The 17016-nt window shown below is 65.3% G+C and carries 14 protein-coding genes; 10 read left to right on the top strand and 4 right to left on the bottom strand.

Going from position 1 to position 17016, the window contains the following annotated elements; genetic code table 11:
* Nucleotides 1–281: 281 nt before the first annotated feature.
* The 10 genes from Q0996_RS11545 (at nucleotide 282) to Q0996_RS11590 (ending at nucleotide 12198) form a co-directional block, all read left to right on the top strand.
* Nucleotides 282–1985: an NADH-ubiquinone oxidoreductase-F iron-sulfur binding region domain-containing protein gene (locus tag Q0996_RS11545; protein ID WP_299619334.1), complete on the top strand. Its 1704-nt coding sequence runs from the start codon at nucleotides 282–284 to the stop codon at nucleotides 1983–1985.
* Nucleotides 1982–4765, top strand: coding sequence for a formate dehydrogenase subunit alpha (fdhF, locus tag Q0996_RS11550; RefSeq protein ID WP_299619337.1), 2784 nt, complete (start codon nucleotides 1982–1984; stop codon nucleotides 4763–4765). The genes Q0996_RS11545 and fdhF overlap by 4 nt, the downstream gene beginning before the upstream one ends.
* A gap of 106 nt (nucleotides 4766–4871) precedes the next feature.
* Complete coding sequence (locus Q0996_RS11555; RefSeq protein WP_299619340.1) at nucleotides 4872–5462, top strand: hypothetical protein; 591 nt, start codon at nucleotides 4872–4874, stop codon at nucleotides 5460–5462.
* A gap of 18 nt (nucleotides 5463–5480) precedes the next feature.
* Nucleotides 5481–6593, top strand: coding sequence for an ImmA/IrrE family metallo-endopeptidase (locus tag Q0996_RS11560; protein ID WP_299619342.1), 1113 nt, complete (start codon nucleotides 5481–5483; stop codon nucleotides 6591–6593).
* Between the two features lie 398 nt (nucleotides 6594–6991).
* Nucleotides 6992–7711 (top strand): alanyl-tRNA editing protein, encoded by a 720-nt coding sequence (locus Q0996_RS11565; RefSeq protein ID WP_299619345.1) that lies wholly within the window; start codon nucleotides 6992–6994, stop codon nucleotides 7709–7711.
* A 7-nt stretch (nucleotides 7712–7718) separates the two neighbouring features.
* Nucleotides 7719–8468, top strand: a complete 750-nt coding sequence (locus tag Q0996_RS11570; protein ID WP_299619348.1) for an SDR family NAD(P)-dependent oxidoreductase — start codon at nucleotides 7719–7721, stop codon at nucleotides 8466–8468.
* Nucleotides 8469–8497: 29 nt separating this feature from the next.
* Nucleotides 8498–9343, top strand: coding sequence for an AraC family transcriptional regulator (locus Q0996_RS11575; RefSeq protein WP_299619351.1), 846 nt, complete (start codon nucleotides 8498–8500; stop codon nucleotides 9341–9343).
* Between the two features lie 140 nt (nucleotides 9344–9483).
* Nucleotides 9484–10854 (top strand): AAA family ATPase, encoded by a 1371-nt coding sequence (locus Q0996_RS11580; RefSeq protein WP_299619354.1) that lies wholly within the window; start codon nucleotides 9484–9486, stop codon nucleotides 10852–10854.
* Nucleotides 10851–11261 (top strand): hypothetical protein, encoded by a 411-nt coding sequence (locus Q0996_RS11585; protein ID WP_299619357.1) that lies wholly within the window; start codon nucleotides 10851–10853, stop codon nucleotides 11259–11261. The genes Q0996_RS11580 and Q0996_RS11585 overlap by 4 nt, the downstream gene beginning before the upstream one ends.
* A gap of 4 nt (nucleotides 11262–11265) precedes the next feature.
* Complete coding sequence (locus Q0996_RS11590; protein WP_299619360.1) at nucleotides 11266–12198, top strand: lipopolysaccharide assembly protein LapB; 933 nt, start codon at nucleotides 11266–11268, stop codon at nucleotides 12196–12198.
* A 19-nt stretch (nucleotides 12199–12217) separates the two neighbouring features.
* Here Q0996_RS11590 and Q0996_RS11595 read toward each other — a convergent pair whose 3' ends face one another.
* The 4 genes from Q0996_RS11595 to Q0996_RS11610 form a co-directional block, all read right to left on the bottom strand.
* The gene (locus tag Q0996_RS11595; RefSeq protein WP_299619362.1) at nucleotides 12218–13303 is read right to left on the bottom strand and encodes a diguanylate cyclase; all 1086 of its coding nucleotides are present in this window, start codon (nucleotides 13301–13303) and stop codon (nucleotides 12218–12220) included.
* A 249-nt stretch (nucleotides 13304–13552) separates the two neighbouring features.
* A complete protein-coding gene (locus tag Q0996_RS11600) occupies nucleotides 13553–14662 on the bottom strand; it encodes a mandelate racemase/muconate lactonizing enzyme family protein (RefSeq protein ID WP_299619365.1) in 1110 nt (369 codons plus the stop codon).
* Nucleotides 14659–15885 (bottom strand): iron-containing alcohol dehydrogenase, encoded by a 1227-nt coding sequence (locus Q0996_RS11605; protein ID WP_299619368.1) that lies wholly within the window; start codon nucleotides 15883–15885, stop codon nucleotides 14659–14661. The genes Q0996_RS11600 and Q0996_RS11605 overlap by 4 nt, the downstream gene beginning before the upstream one ends.
* Nucleotides 15886–15988: 103 nt before the next feature.
* Entirely contained in the window at nucleotides 15989–16837 is an 849-nt protein-coding gene (locus Q0996_RS11610) for a GNAT family N-acetyltransferase (RefSeq protein ID WP_299619371.1), read from the bottom strand.
* Nucleotides 16838–17016: the final 179 nt, after the last annotated feature.

Raw genomic sequence — 17016 nt, forward strand, 5'->3', positions numbered from 1 at the left:
AGAACGTCACGGGGGTAGCGGCTGTGGGCGAGGCCCGATTGGCGCGTAGTCGCCGCCGAGATCGCCGCCGAAATCGCCCTGGCCGCGGCCTGTCTCAATGAAGCCAGAAAGGCGTCGGTTACGATCAAGAATTGGATGCAGGAAAGGCTACAAATCCGCTTAAGGTCTGGCGAATTTGGGTTTAAGGTCGGCTCCGCCAACGACAATGGGCCGGCCCCGGAGAGGAAGCGCCTGGGCAAACAGCCCGGGCCTCAGTGTTTTGAGGATCGGAGAGGACATCGATGCCAGAAGGAACGCCGCACCCCTTTGAGCGGCAGATACATCCGGGCTCAGGCCGGCGCAAGGCCCCGCTGACGCCCAAGGGCCGGCAGCTCGAGCCGGAGGCGCTGGCCGAGGTCCAGGCGCTGCTGGGCGACCGGCCGCGCCGCGCTGATCTTCTGATCGAACACCTTCACCTGATCCAGGATGCCCACGGCCATCTCTCCGCCCGCCATCTGCGGGCCCTGTCGGACGAGATGAACCTGCCCATGGCGGCGGTCTTCGAGGTCGCCTCCTTTTACGCCCATTTCGATATCGTCCTGGACGGCGAAACGCCGCCCCCGCCGCTGACCATCCGGGTCTGCGATTCCATCACCTGCGAGATGATGGGCGCCCAGGAGATCCTGAAGGCCCTGCCTCAGGAAGTCGGCGAACGGGTGCGGGTGCTGCGGGCGCCCTGCATGGGCCGCTGCGCCAGCGCGCCGGTTGCCGAAGTCGGCCACCGCCACATCGAGGGCGCGACGACCGCGAGCCTGGCGGCGGCGGCGCAGGGCGATCATCACGCCGAGATCCCCGCCTACAAGGACCTTGAGGCCTATGGCGCCGAGGGCGGCTACGCGCTGCTGCGCGCCTGCCTGGCCGGTGAGCGGACGTCGGAGTTCCTGATCGAGGCCTTATCCCATGCCGGGCTGCGCGGTCTCGGCGGTGCCGGTTTCCCCACCGGCAAGAAGTGGGAGATCGTGCGCAGCTATCCCGGCCCGCGCCTCATGACCATCAACGGCGACGAGGGCGAGCCCGGCACCTTCAAGGACCGCCACTACCTGGAAACCGATCCGCACCGCTTCCTGGAAGGGACCCTGATCGCCGCCTGGGCGGTGGGCTGCGAGCGCTGCTACATCTACATGCGCGACGAATACCCGGCGGTGCTGGAGATCCTGCGCCGCGAGATCGCCAGGCTGGAAGCCGCCGGTCTTACGGAGCACTGCCCGCTGGAGGTCCGCCGCGGGGCGGGGGCCTACATCTGCGGCGAAGAGTCCGCCATGATCGAGTCCATCGAGGGCAAGCGCGGCCTGCCGCGCCACCGCCCGCCCTACATCGCCGAAGTGGGCCTCTTCGGCAAGCCGACCCTGAACCAGAACGTCGAGACCATGTACTGGGTACGGGATATCGTCGAGAAGGGCGCGGACTGGTTTGCCGGCCATGGCCGCAACGGCGGCAAGGGCCTGCGCTCCTATTCCGTCTCCGGCCGCGTCAAGTCCCCGGGGGTGAAGCTCGCTCCTGCCGGCATCTCGGTGAAGGAACTGATCGAGGAGTTCTGCGACGGCATGGCCGAGGGGCACGAGTTCCATGCCTATCTGCCCGGCGGCGCCTCCGGCGGCATCCTGCCGGCAGCCATGGGGAACGAGCCCCTGGAGTTCGGGGCGCTCGACAAGTTCGGTTGCTTCGTCGGGTCCCACGCCGTGGTCGTGCTCTCCGACAAGGACGACGTGAAGGCCGCGGCCCTCAACCTGATGCGTTTCTTCGAGGACGAGTCCTGCGGCCAGTGCACGCCCTGCCGCAACGGCACCGAGAAGGCGGTGAAGCTGATGAGCAACGGGTCCTGGGACGTGGACCTGCTGGAGGAACTGTCGCAGGTGATGCGGGACGCTTCGATCTGCGGCCTTGGCCAGGCGGCCCCCAACCCCTTGGCCTCGGTTCTCAAGTATTTTCCGGAGGAACTGAAATGAGCCTGCAGGAAGCGAGCCAGACCATTCGGTTCACCCTCGACGGACGCGCGGTCGAGGCCTTTCCGGGAGAGACCATCTGGCAGGCCGCCGAACGCGCCGGCACCAAGCTGCCGCACCTCTGCTACAGCCCGGAGCCGGGCTACCGCGCCGACGGCAACTGCCGGGCCTGTATGGTGGAGATCGAAGGCGAGCGGGTGCTCGCCGCCTCCTGTATCCGCGAGCCGCGCGAGGGCATGGTGGTCACCTCCGCCAGCGAGCGGGCGGAGAAGGCGCGGGCCCTGGTCTTCGAACTGCTGGTCGCCGACCAGCCCAAGCGCGAGACTTCTCACGACCCTGATAGCAAGTTCTGGAACTGGGCCTCGGACATCGGCGTCACCGAAAGCCGCTTTCCGGCGCGGGAAACCTGGGCACCGGATGTCAGCCATCCGGCCATGGCAGTGCATCTGGACGCCTGCATCAACTGCAATCTCTGTGTGCGCGCCTGCCGCGAGGTCCAGGTCAACGACGTCATCGGCATGGCCTTCCGCGGCCACGGCTCCAAGGTCATCTTCGACTTCGACGACCCCATGGGCCAGTCGACCTGCGTGGCCTGCGGCGAATGCGTGCAGGCTTGCCCCACCGGCGCCCTCATGGAAGCCAGCCTGCTGGACGAGAAGGGCACCCGCGTCCACTTCGAGGACCGCTCGGTCGACACCCTCTGTCCCTACTGCGGCGTCGGCTGCCAGACCAAGGTGCATGTGAAGGACGACAAGATCCTCTACATCGACGGCCGCAATGGCCCGGCGAACCAGAACCGCCTCTGCGTCAAGGGCCGCTTCGGCTGGGACTACATCTACAGCTCCCACCGGCTGACCAAGCCGATGATCCGGCGCGACGATGCCCCGAAAGCCTGGGACATCCAGATCGACCCGGCGAACCCCTGGACCCACTTCCGTGAAGCGAGCTGGGAAGAGGCGCTCGACCGTGCCGCCGGCGGCCTGAAGAAGGTCTATGAGGCAATGGGGCCCTCCGGGCTGGCCGGTTTCGGCTCGGCCAAGGGCTCCAACGAAGAGGCCTACCTCTTCCAGAAGCTGATCCGCACCGCCTTTCACACCAACAACGTCGACCACTGCACCCGGCTTTGCCACGCGTCTTCCGTGGCCGCCCTGATGGAGGGCATCGGCTCCGGCGCCGTCACCGCGCCCTTCACCGCGGCCAAGGACAGCGACTGCATGATCGTGATCGGTGCGCGGCCGGCGCAAAACCATCCGGTTGCGGCCACCTTCCTGAAGAACGCGGCCAAGCGCGGCGCCAAGATCATCGTCATGGACCCGCGCAGGCAGATGTTGAGCCGCTACGCCCACCGGAACCTGCAGTTCAAGCCGGGCCAGGACGTGGCGCTCCTCAACGCGATGATCCACACCATCATCGAGGAAGGCCTCACCGACCAGCAGTACATCCAGGCCCATACCAGCGGCTTCGAAGCGCTGAAGGAGAACGTGAAGGGTTTCTCCCCGGAAGCCATGGCCGAGGTCTGCGGCATCGATGCCGAGACCATCCGCGAGGTGGCGCGGCTCTTCGCCCGCTCGGAACGCTCCATCATCTTCTGGGGCATGGGCATCTCCCAGCATGTCCACGGCACCGACAATTCGCGCTGCCTTATCGCCCTCACCATGATCACCGGGCAGGTGGGGCGCCCCGGCACCGGCCTCCATCCGCTGCGCGGGCAGAACAACGTGCAGGGCGCGTCGGACGCCGGCCTCATCCCCATGGTCTATCCGGACTACCGCTCGGTCGAGCTCGAAGAGGTGCGCAAGGGCTACGAGGAATTCTGGGGCACGAAACTCGATCCCAAGCGCGGACTGACGGTGGTCGAAATCGTCAATGCCATCATCGCCGATCAGATCAAGGCCATGTACATCATGGGCGAGAACCCGGCCATGTCCGATCCCGACCAGGCCCATGCCCGCCAGGCCCTGGCGAAGCTGGAGCACCTGGTGGTGCAGGACATCTTCCTGACCGAGACCGCCTGGCATGCGGACGTCATCCTGCCGGCCTCCGCCCATGCGGAGAAGTGGGGCAGCTTCACCAACACCAATCGCGAGGTGCAGTTGGCCCGCCCGGTGGTGCCGCCGCCGGGCGAGGCGCGCCAGGACTGGGAGTTGATCCAGGAGCTTGCACGGCGCCTTGGCCTCGCCTGGTCCTACAGCCATCCCAAGGACGTCTTCACCGAGATGGGCGAGGTCATGCCCTCCTTGGAGAACATCTCCTGGGACCGGCTGGTGCGCGAGGACGCCGTGACCTATCCGGTCGACGGGCCGGACGTGCCGGGCAACGAGATCCTCTTCTCCGAAGGTTTCCCGACCGGCGACGGGCGGGCGAAGATCGTGCCCGCCGGCCTGGTGCCGCCGGACGAGCTGCCGGACAGCGACTACCCACTGGTGCTGACCACCGGCCGCCTGCTGGAGCACTGGCACACCGGCGCCATGACCCGGCGCGCCACGGTGCTCGACAGCCTGGAGCCGGAGGCCGTGGCCTGCCTGCATCCGCGCCAGCTTTCCATGATGGGTCTGCAGGCCGGCGACAACGTAAAGGTCAGCACCCGCCGCGGCGAGATCGCGCTGGCGGTGCGGGCCGACCGCGACGTGCCGGAGGGGATGGTCTTCATTCCCTTCTGCTTCAACGAGGCGGCGGCCAACATGCTGACCAACCCGCAGCTCGACCCCTTCGGCAAGATCCCGGAGTTCAAGTTCTGCGCCGCCCGGGTGGAAAAGATCGAAGCCTTCGTGGCGGCGGAGTGACAGCGTCCATGTCAAACTCCAGAAATCCAATAATATCAACAAGATATTCGGATCAGGAATAATTTTCGGAATATTTTTCCTTGTTTCTGTCGTGCAGGCTGATAAGATGCGCCGTGATTACACTGATAGGTTCATTACGATGCATCTTCCCGATATCAATGAAGTTATGCAGCGAGTCGAGCCTTACCTCGACATTTGGGATCAGGTTCTCCGGCACGGTCACGACGTGTATCAGGGATATCCCGCAGAGGTCGTATTGGAGCACGATGTGAGTGCGCAGGCGCACTGTACCAATCGCCATATTTTGGCAGAGGCGCACCGTGTATTTGCCGAGTTGCCGGGAGTGCTGCATTTCGAAGTTCGGCGCCAGAGCCTGTGGCTTTTTGAGCAAGCGAACGCTGTCGTTCGGCTGAAGAAGACCGATGAAGATGGCGTCTCGTCGAATTATCCAACAGAGCAAGCAAAGGCATTTGACCGAGGTGAAGATTTGCCCGGATTGCCGGGTTTACCTAGCGGACCCACCAGGCTCACGGTCGGGTACCTTCTTGACATGACTGGCTCTGAATACATCCGGTCGCAGGTTTCATTGCCCATTGGGGGTGGTGTCGGCTGGTGCGCAGCAATTGTTCCTTTCGCGATGCGTTCAGAAGACGAAGCAGCTTGGCACGAAGTGACTCGCCAGCCGCGTATTGCTTGAAGTTTTCTGAGGTCAGTTATGGATATCTTCAACCATCACATGATGGCGCTTGCGCGGGACTCAAGAGGATGGACCCAATCCGACTTGGCTACACTGATGTCGGTACGTCAAGGGACAATCTCAAAGTATGAGTCGGGTGTAAATCAGCCCCCAAGTGAGTTTATTTCTGAGCTTTCTCAAGTATCAAAGTATAGAGTTGGCTTGTTTTATGAGACAGGTCGCCCATATGGAATGCCGCCATTTCACTACCGTAAGCGAAAAAAGCTTAATCAGAAATCACTTAATAAGATAATTGCCGAAATCAATATTCGGCGAATTCACATCAGCAAGCTTCTCCGATCTCATGATCACATAGCTCGTGCCCCTATTCCGGAAATCGATCGGGATGAGTATGTTGCAGGTTCGAACAGACCGTTTTCAATAGAAGGAATCGCACGACAAGCCCGTGAGTATTGGATGCTACCAAGCGGGCCAATTGAGAATGTTGTGAACCTGATTGAGGAAATGTGCGGAATTGTCGTTCCGTGTGACTTTGGTACTGATTTAATCGACGCGGTCAGCCAAAGAATTGATGGAATGCCAATTCTTTTCTTTGTCAACATGAACGCTCCAGCCGACCGAATTCGACATACTTTGTGTCACGAACTTGGGCACATGCTCCTTCATACAGCTACAATTTTAGATGATGATGTGATGGAGGAAGAAGCAGACAACTTTGCGGGCGCATTCTTGTTACCAGCAAAGGAAGTTCGACCGCAATTGCGAACTTTTGATATGAGACAACTAAGGAATATGAAACGATATTGGAAAGTTTCGATGGGTTCAATTGCGGTGCGTGCCGACCGTCTTAACTTGATTACTCCATATCAAAGAAAGAAGTTTTGGATGGATATGGGTCGACTTGGTTACAGAAAGAGAGAACCAGACGAACCACAAAAAGAGGTTCCGGAGTTTCTCAAGGCAATGATCGATTTCCATCTGCGCGTACTTGATTACTCTAAGGAAGATCTCTCTAAGTTGCTCCACCTGCAGGTTGATGAATTTGACGAGTGGTATGGCGTACATCTACTCAAAAACGTGGCAGCAGATCCGCTAAAAGAACGAGGATCGTTTCTTCGCGTAATCAAATGAGTATAGATCTGGAGATGTGGCGGCGGCCAACATGTTGACCAACCCGCAGTTCGACCCCTTCGGCAAGATCCCGGAGTTCAAGTTCTGCGCCGCCCGGGTGGAAAAGATCGAAGCCTTCGTCGCCGCGGAGTAGGGGCGCCCGCGCAGCGGAGCCTGATGGTTCATCCTTCGAGGCTTCACTGCGCTCCGCACCTCAGGATGAGGGCGGTGTCTGATACCAGGATACGACCTCATGCTGAGGAGGGCCGTCAGGCCCGTCTCGAAGCATGCGTTGCGGATCACCGTCATTGCGGCTTGAAACAGGACCGCGACCCTCGGCAGGACCGCAAGATTCGCCAAGACGGTCGGGAGGGCCATCTGCTCTCCTGACATCTATGGAGAGATCTTCGCGAGGGTCCATGGCCGCCTATCTCTGCCATGAGGCGCCCGACCTACTGACCTTCGAGGCTGAGGTGCTGGACAGCCGCCCCGGCGCGGTGGTGCTCAGCCGCTCGGCCTTCTACCCCGGGGGCGGCGGCCAGCCGCCGGACCAGGGCGAGATCGCCTGGAACGGAGGCGCCGTGGCGGTGGCGGGCATCGAGCAGCAGGGCGGCAAGCTCTGGCATCTTCTGGCGGAGCCGGCGGAGCTGAGCGGGCAAGTCGAGGCGCGGATCGACCCGGACTTCCGCTTCCTGATGCAGCAGCTCCACACCGGCCTGCACCTCATCAACGCCCTGGCGTTTCAGGAATTCGACGGCGCCCTGGTGACCGGCGCCAACATGACCGGTGAGGGCGTTGCGCGGATCGATCTCGATCTGCCGGGGGCCGACAATCAGCGCCTGCGGGCGATGGAGCCGGCGCTGAACGACGTCATCGCCCAGGATCTGGCGGTGACCACCTTCGCCATGCCGCTGGCCGAAGCGGCGCAGGAGCCCGGCACCCTGCGCTCCAAGGCGGTGACGCCGCCGGCCCAACCCGACGGCAGCGTGCGCATCGTCGAGATCGCCGGCCTCGACCGCCAGGCCTGCGGCGGCACCCATCTCGGCTCCACCGGCGAGTCGCGGCCCTTGCGCATCCTCAAAGTGGAGAACAAGGGCCGCCACAACCGCCGCATCAAAATCGGCCTGGGCGATCTGTGAGGTCGCGGTGACGCAAGCGCGCTTTGCCGGCAAGCGGGTGCTGGTCAGCGGCGGCACCTCCGGCATCGGCCGCGCTACGGCGCTGGCCTTCACGGCGGAGGGGGCCAGGGTGGTGATTGCCGGGCGCAGCGCAGAGCGTGCCGCCGAGGTCGTCGCCGAGAGTGCCGGCGAGATCTCCTTTATTCCGGCCGACGTCACCGAGCCCCAGGCGGTGAGTAAGATGGTGCAGGGCGCGGCGGAGCGGCTGGGCGGACTCGACATCGCCTTCAACAACGCCGGATTCCAGGAGCGCCGGGCGTTGCTGGCCGAACAGCCGACTGCGACCTACGACACCGTCTTCGACACCAACCTGCGTTCCGTCTTCCTCGCCATGCAGGCGCAGCTCCGCATCATGGAGGCTGAGGGCGGCGGGATCATCGTCAACAACGGCTCGGTGAGCGGGGTGCGCAACCCCAACACCGGCCTGGCGCTCTACTGCGCCTCCAAGGCGGCGCTGCTCTCGCTCACCCGCTCTGCGGCCATGGAGTACGCCGAACGCGGCATCCGGATCAACGCGGTCTCGCCGGGGCGGGTGGAAACGCCGATGATGCGGGCCGCGGGCGTCGGTGACATGGCCGCGGTGGGGGCGGGCCTGCCGGCCCGGCGCGTCGGCCAGCCGGAAGAGGTCGCTGCGGCGGTCCTCTGGCTCGCCTCGGACGAAGCGGACTTCGTCTACGGCCACAATCTCTGCGTCGACGGCGGCTTTCTTTCTGCCTAGCATGCTCGGGCGGAGGTAAAACAGACGCCATGACGCAACAGCAGGCATCCAGGAAACCCGCAAACCGAAGCCAGCTCTGGGGCGACGGTGTGGTGCCGGGCATGCTGCTCATGCGCGCCGACTTCACCAGCCACGAGTTCGCCCCTCATGTCCACGACGAACTGGTCATCGCCGTGACCGAACGCGGCGGGGCGGTTTTCGACAGCCGCGGCATCTCTGATGAGGCCGAGGAGGGCACGCTGCTGGTGTTCAATCCCGGCGAACCCCATGCCGGGCGCATGGGGCGCAGCGCCCGCTGGCGATACCGGGCCTTCTATCTGGACCGGGACGCCCTGGCCCATGTCGCCGACGGCCTGGAGATGGACCCGGGATCGAACCCCGGCTTTCTGACCAACAAGCTGCGCGACCCGAAGCTCTTCGCGGCGCTTCACCGCCTGCACCGGGCCTCTGAGGGGGAAGCATCCCCCCTCGCACGGCAGGCCGGGCTTCTGGATGCTATGGGCAGCCTCTACCGGCGCCACGGCAGCCCGCGGCCACCCGGCCGCAGCCCAGGCGACGAGCGCAGCCGGATCGACCGCGTCGCCGAGTTCCTCCACGAGGCCTATGCCGAGCCGGTGAGTCTCGCCCAGCTTGCCGAGCTGGCGGAGATGAGCGCCTATCATCTCGTTCGCTCGTTCAAGAAGGCGCGCGGCCTGCCGCCCCATGTCTATCTGACCCAGATCCGCCTGCAGGAGGCACGGCGCCGGCTGGCCCAGGGATGGAGCCTGGCCGAGACGGCGCTGGCCGTCGGTTTCTACGACCAGTCGGCCCTCAGCCGTCATTTCAAGCGCGTCTACGGCGTCACCCCTGGCCAGTTCGCCAAGGCCGTTGCCTGAAGCCTGCCGGTCGTCCCGCTGCCGCCTTGCAGAGCGGGGGGCGATTTCGCTAGGTTGAGCGCGCTCGCCGTCGTTTCAATTTTTCTGACGAGCGATGTCGGTTTGGAAGGCGAAGCCAGGGAGGCAACGGCAGGGCGGTCATGGATCGGGACACCCTTAAGGCACTGCAGACGGCACTGGAGGTCTCGCCGGAGAACGTCGCCCTGCGGCTGACGCTGCTGCGCGCGGCGGTCGAACTCGGCGAAACCGAGCTTGCCCTTGCCAGCCTCGATCCGCTGTCGCCGGATCAACTCGAAGAAATCGAGGACCGGCTCTTCATTGCCGAGTTCCTTTCCGAAGAAGGCTCGGCGAAGGCTGCGCTGGACTGGATCTTCGGCAGCGAGACGCCGGAGGCCGATCTCCTGCGCGCCCGTCTGCTGATGGATCTGGGGCGGGAGGAGGAGGCGCAGGAGGTCTATACCCGCGCGATCACCGGCAACCCGGCCCTGCAGGACCGGGGGCTGGAAGATCTGATGGAACGCCGGGTGGTCCGCTTTCCCAGCGGCAGCCGCACGACGGAGGCCGTCGCTGTGCCCCCATCGGAGTCGGGGGCCGAGGGCGCCGACGACGCTCTGCAGGCGGAGATCGTCACCCTGGTGGCGCCGCAGGAGGAGCGCGTGACCTTCGCCGACGTCGGCGGGCTGGATGCGGTCAAGAAGCAGATTCATCGGCGCATCATCTCGCCCTTCGAGAAGCCGTCGCTCTTCGCCAAGTTCAGAAAGAAGGCCGGTGGCGGCATCCTGCTCTATGGACCGCCCGGCGTCGGCAAGACGCTGCTCGCGCGTGCCACCGCCGGGGAGTGCCGGGCCGCTTTCTTCAACGTCGAGATCTCCGACGTGCTGGACATGTGGCAGGGCGAGTCCGAGCGCAAGCTTCACGCGCTCTTCGAGGCGGCGCGTCAGCGCAAACCCTCGGTCATCTTCTTCGACGAGATCGAGGCGCTGGGCGCGCGCCGCCGCACCCAGGGCGACAGCGGCAGCAGCCATCTGGTGAGCCAGTTCCTGTCGGAAATGGACGGCTTCGCCCAGGACAACGAGGGCGTTCTGATCATCGGCGCCAGCAACGTGCCGTGGTCCATCGACCCGGCGTTCCGCCGCCCGGGCCGCTTCGACCGGGTGATCTTCGTGCCGCCGCCGGACCGGGAGGCGCGCGCGGCGATCCTGGAGACCATGCTGCGGGAGCGCCCGCAGGCCGAACCCATCGACCTTGCCAAGCTGGCCGAGCGCACCTCTGGCTTCTCCGGCGCCGATCTGAAAAACGTCGTCGAGACGGCCATCGACATCGCCATCGACGAGAGCATCGATGCGGAGTCCGTTGCCGGCCTCACCAACGCCATGCTGAAGGACGCGCTGCAGGAGGTCCGCCCCACGACCCTGGAATGGCTGACGACGGCGCGTAACTACGCGCGCTATGCCAACGAGAGCGGGCAGTACAACGACGTGCTGGATTTCCTGGGAAAGTACGGCCGATGAGGGGCGACGATCTGGTCTATCGCATCGCCGACGAGCCGCGGCCCGGCCGCCTCAGCCGGCTTGTCCTGAATCCCTTTATCATCTTTCTGCTCTCTATGCTGCTGACCTTCGTGGTCGGCTGCGTCTGGCTGCTGTTCAACGCTTTTGCCATGGGCAGCCCCTATGCCAAGCGCAACCTCTTCGTTGTCATCGGCTCGGTGGTGGTCTTCGTCATCGCCTACTTCGGCGGGATCGCGGTGCTCAGCGCCAGCGCGCTGCCGATCGAGACCTTCGCGCCCTATCTGAGGCTTGCCTTCACGGTCTTCTGGATCGTGCTCTGCTACTACCTCTTCATGTCCCAGATGAAGGTCTATCCCATCTTCCAGTACTACCGGCAGCGCAATGCCGGGCCGGCGGCCGGGGGCTGAGACGATGGTCGGACCCAGCAACGACGACCTGCTGCTCGATGCCCAGAACTTCCTGGAGATGGGGCAGACGGCCCATGCCATCGATCTGCTCTGCCGGCTGCTCGGGCGCGACCCGGACCGGGCGGACGCCCATGCGATTCTGGCCATGGCCCTGACCGACCAAGGCCGGCTTCACGCCGCCCGCCACGAGACGGGGCTGGCCCTGGCCCTGGCCCCCGGAGAGGCCTACTGCCACTACGCGGCCTCGGTCGTGGCCATGCTGCAGATGCGCTTTCGCGAGGCCCACGACTTTCTCGACGAGGCCCTAGCCTTGGACCCGGCCTCGGCGGACTTCCTGGCCGCCCGCGGCCGGCTCTGCCTGTTGGAGGAGCGTTGGCGCCCTGCGGGGGAGGCCTTTCAGGCCGCCCTGTCCCTCGATGCCGAGCACGTCGATGCCATGGTCGGCCTGGCGGAAGCCTACAGGCATGCCGGTTACAGCGATCATGCCGAGCCGGTGGTGCGCGAGGCCCTCAGCCTGGCCCCGGGCAATCCCGGGGCGCTGACCCAGATGGGCTGGCTGCACCTCGACCGCGGGGAACTGGCCGATGCCCGCGAGCATGCCCTCTGGGTGCTGGCGCAGAACGCCACCGATGAAGGCGCGCTGGCCCTCTTGACCGCCGTGAAGGCCCGGGAGAACCGGTTCCTGTCCCTCTGGTGGCGGTTCAATTCCTGGATGATGCGCAAGGGCGATGCCATGCGCATCGGCATCCTGGTGGGGCTCTATCTGGTGGTGCAGATTGCCAACATCGTGCTGGACCAGAACGACATGAGCGGCAGTTCCGGCGTCCTCAGCATCGTCTGGCTGGGGTTTTGCATCTACACCTGGGCGGGCCCCGCGATTTTCCAGAACCAGTTGAAGAAAGAGCTGGAAAAGGTCCGCCTGCAGCCGGATTTCTAGCTGGGCGCTGGGGCGCCGGTCAGTCCGGCGTCATCTCGCTGGCGAAGACGATGCGGTTGCGGCCGGCGGCCTTGGCCGCGTACATGGCCTTGTCGGCCTGCTTCAACAGTTCCGTAGAGTCCTTCGCGTCCTGCGGAAAGAGGGCGACCCCGATACTGGCGGAGATGGCAATGCTGCCCTTCGATCCGCCGATGGCCATCGAGACGGCGGAGAGGATGCGTTCGGCGACCACCTGCACGCCGTTCAGGCCGTTCTCCGGCTTCATGCCGGCGATCACCGCGAACTCGTCGCCGCCGACCCGTGCGACGAAGTCGCTGTCGCGCACCGATTTCAGGAGCGCCAGCGCGACCTCCCGCAGGACCTTGTCGCCCTGGACGTGGCCCAGCACATCGTTGACCGGTTTGAAGTTGTCGAGATCGACGAACAGCAGCGCCTTGGAGGTGCCGACGCGCGCGGCCCGCTCGAGGGCCTGTTCCAACTGATCGGTGAAGAAGCGGCGGTTGGGAAGCCCGGTCAGTTCGTCGTGTTTCGCCTGGAAGTCGCTTTGCTGGCGGCTGGCCTCGATCTCCTTGTTCTGAACCGCCAGATCCTCGGCCATCTGAACGATCTGCTGGGCCTGCTGCTCGATCATCTCCTGCTCGATTTCCAGGTCCTCGATATGCTTGATCAGGTCCTTCTCTTTTTCCGCCAGCATTTCGGTGGCGCGGGTGACCTGGGTGATGTCGTTGTAGGTGGTCACGAAGCCACCGGACGGCAGGGGATAACCGTTCACCTCGAACACTGTTCCGTCGGGGCGGGCCCTGTGATAGCAGTGCGGCTTGAACTGCCGGGCGAGGACGAGGCGTTCCTTCACCAGGGCTTCCGGGTCCCCCGCGCCATACTCGCCGCGCCGGGCGTTGTAGCGGAAGATCGCCTCCAGGGCCGTGCCCCTTTGGCAGAGCTCCGTCGGAAGGCAGAGGAGTTCACGGTAGCTGCGGTTGCAGCTCACCAGGCACAGATCGCTGTCGAAAATGGCGAGGCCGATGTGCAGCACATCTAGGGCCTCGCGGATGACGCCGATGTCAGATGCAGGCGCGGCCGCCTGCGGCTGCATCACACCCTGCATGGTTTGGTGCCTTCTCTTCCCTCTTGCACTGCCGGCGCATTCAATGGACTGCGCCAATGGAACGCTGTGTCGGTGTCATTGACGCAGTGAGTATGACCCGAGGTGCGTAAAGGTCCTCTTAACCAGCGCAGCAAAGCCCAGCATTTCCGTGCAATAGCGGGCGGTGATCGACAAAGCAGCCATTGGTATTGGCGGAGCGAAGTCTCTCAACTCACGCTTTTCTGATGCCGTACCCATCGGCCCCGCGCATCAATCTTTGCGTGTGGCCGCCAGGCGATCTTCGTCCAGGGCGACGCCGAAGCCGGGCGTGTCGTCGAGGACAAGCCAGCCGTCCCGCTGTTCGAAAGGTGCGGCCAGGAGGTAGTCGCGCCGCTCCAGGCTCCACTCCGGCGGATCGAAGGGAAACTCGATGAACGGCGCATCGCCGAGGCCGGCGGTCAGATGGGTATTGGCCACCACGCCGAAACCGTTGGACCAGGTATGGGGCGTGAAGGTGAGGCCGAACTCCCGGGCCATGAGGGCGATGCGGCGCAGCCCGGTGATGCCGCCGACCAGCGCACAATCCGGCTGCAGGACATCCAGGCAGCCTTCGGCGATCAAGTCGCGGAACTCGTAAAGCTCGCGGGTCATCTCGCCGCCGGCGATCCGCACGTCGACCCGGTCGCGCAGGCGCTTCAGTCCCTCCCGGTCGGCCCGGTGCAGGGGCTCCTCCATCCAGTAGACATCCAGGCGCTCAAGCTCCCGCGCCACGGTCACCGCGTCCTTCAGGGTCCAGGGCGCCTCGGTGTCCCAGGGCATGCGCCAGCCCTGATTGCAGTCGACCATCAGTTCCAGCCTCTGGCCGACCCGCTTGCGCACCGCTTCCAGGGCGGCGATGTCCTCGCGCCAGTCGCCGCGGTGAAAGCGGATCTTCATGGCCGCGAAGCCGGCCTCGGCAAAGCGCTCGGCGGTTTCCGCCATGGCGCCGGAATCCCGCAGCACCCCGGAGGAGGCATAGGCGCGCACCCGCTCGGAGCGGCCGCCCAACAGCCGCCAGACCGGTTCCCCGGCGATCTTGCCCGTCAGATCCCAGAGCGCCAGGTCCATAGGCCAGCAGCGGCCGTAGTGAAACTGTATGTGGGAGAGCACCTCGTAGTGGCGCTCCAGGTGCCGGGGGTCCTGGCCGATGAAGAGGTCTTCGTGCTCCGCCAGCCCCAGCATGAGGTCGCCGGACCCGATGCCGACACGGCCCTCGTCGTCGTAGACCCGCACCACCGAAGCATCGAAATGCCGTCGCGGGCGCCCATCCCAACTGGCGACGAAGGGCGGGTCCAGCGCCATGCGGTGATGGCTGATCTCGATCCTCTCGATGGTGCTCATGATGACCGGTCTCCGTTGGGCGCCAGGGCGAGGGTGGCGGCGGCGAAGCGGTCGATATCGCCGTCTTCGACCGGCCGCAGGCTGGCATCGCGCATCGGCCGGTTTTCCGCGCTGCGCATTTCGCGGGCGAGATCGGCAGGCGTGAAGGCGGCGAAGGCGTCGGGCAGGCGCCGCTCCACGCCGCAGCGCGTCATCAGGGCCGAATACCAGGCCGAGAGCTCCGCGGCGGCGGTGAGGCCGCAGGCCCGCGCGGCCGCTGCGAAGGGCTGGCCGCTGCTTTCGGCTTCGGCCTCGATGGACCAGGCGAGGGTCAGGTCCAGCGCCAGGGCGGTTGCCAGGCCGTGATGGACCGGGGCCAGGGCCGCCAGGGCGTGGGAGAGGTTGTGGGCCAGCGCGGTCCCGCAGTTGTCGATGCCGATGCCGGCATAGGCGGAGCCCAGCAGCATCGCGCCGCGGGCCTCCACGTTGCCCGGCTCTTCCACCGCGGTGACCAGGGCCCCGGCAATGAGGCCGAGGGCGTGGTGGCAGAACGGGCTGTTGCCCGGATGGGCCTGCCGGTTGGTGCAGGCTTCCAGCGCGTGGACGAAGGCGTCGAGGCCGGTCCAGGCGGTGAGGTGCGGCGGCAGGGAAAGGGTCAGCAGGGGGTCCAGCAGCACCCGGTCGGGCTTTGTCTGTTGCCCGGCGATCCAGACCTTCTTGCCCGCACCGTTGGCGAAGATGTTGGTGCCCGAGAGTTCAGATCCCGTGCCGGCGGTGGTCGGCAGGCAGATCTTGGGCAGGCCCGCGGCCGGCAGGGGCTGGGCCGCCAACGCATAGGACAGCGCGTCGGCCTCGCCGGCGGCGATGCAGGCAGCGAGCTTGCCGATGTCGAGGGCCGAGCCGCCGCCGATGCACACCACGGCATCGGCCCGCAGCCGGCGGGCTGCGTCCGCCGCCGCATCGATCTGCGCGGCTTTCGGCTCCCCGGCGATATCGGCGAAGAGCTCTGTCGCCGCACCGGCCTCGTTCAGGCTTTGCTCAAGCGGCGCGACCAGGCCGAGGTCCACCACGCCGGCATCGGCGACCAGCAGCACCCGGCGGCCCTGCGAGATCGCTTTGACGTCCTCCGCCAGACTTGCGGCCCGGCCGGCGCCGAAGTGAATCTCCGGCACCGCATTCATGGAAAACGGCCGAGCCTTTACCTGGGCGGCGGGCTCGGCCGTGGCAATCGGGTTCTCTCGCACCGTCCTGGACCCCGGCAGCAAAAATCGTGACGCGGGCCTTAGCGCAGCAGCACTGCCACGGCAAGTCAATCCATGGCGCCGCCGCGCTGAATCAGCGGAGCCGCTATCCAAGCTCGAAGCTGGTGATCCCGAAGGTCCGATCCAGGGGCAGCTTCGGAGCGCCGGCCCGGTACATCCGCGCCGTCTCGAAGACCGGCGCAAGGCCATAGCGCTCGGCGAGCGCGATACCCTCCGGGTTGGGGGCCGGCGGGTCCAGATAGACCGGTGCTCCACCGCTGCGGGTAGCCAGGGCGCGGAACAGCAGATCGGCGCCCTCCGCGGTGTCGGCGAACAGCGGCCCGAACTTGTACCCCTCGACGCAGCGGCGGAGCACCCCATAGCCCGTGACCGTGCCGTCGTCGACGAGGGCATAGCCGAAGCGCTGCTCACTCTGCTGCAGCCAGCAGGTGAGGAAGGTATCCCGCGGTCCCGGGAAAAAGGGGCGGTCGTAGGCCAGCAAGGGTTCGAGGAGCGCCGGGCCGATGCCCTGAAGGCGCGGATCGTCTGGCACGCCGCAGGCGACGGTTCCGCCGAAACGCAGGTTGCGGTGGGCCAGGACGAATCCTTCCTTGCGATAATTGCCCTGCTGGTCGACCACCCCGTCCAGGCCGATGCAGCGGCGGCCCATCCGCGCAAGGCCGGCCCGCCAGAGCTGAAAGCCGAGGCCGCGGCCGCGCAGCTCCGGCCGGCAGATGTAGAATCCCAGGAAGCCGTAATCGGGCCCATAGCCGACGACCGAGATGGAGGCCGCCGGCCGGCCCGCCTCAAAGGCCATCAGGAAGCCTTCGGGATCGGCGGCGTGGAAACAGGCCGCGTCGCCGAGCCCCGGGTTCCAGCCCTCGTCCCGGGCCCAGTCGATGGCCGTGTCGAGGTCCGCCCGCTTCATGGTGCGGATTTCAATCTCGCCGTTCATATCCTGTCCTTCTACCGGGGCTCGCCAGCGGCGATGCGGCTTTCGCCTTGACGGCCCGCGGCCCTGGCCACCACTGTCTTGGCCTAGAGCGGATCATGCTTAGACGGAAACACTCTCGTGTTTGCGTCTAAGCATGTGAATCCGCTCTACACTTAAGAATTAGAGCAGATTCACCAGGC

This window comes from Pelagibius sp. (assembly GCF_028289705.1).
Classification (GTDB): Bacteria; Pseudomonadota; Alphaproteobacteria; order Kiloniellales; family Kiloniellaceae; genus Pelagibius.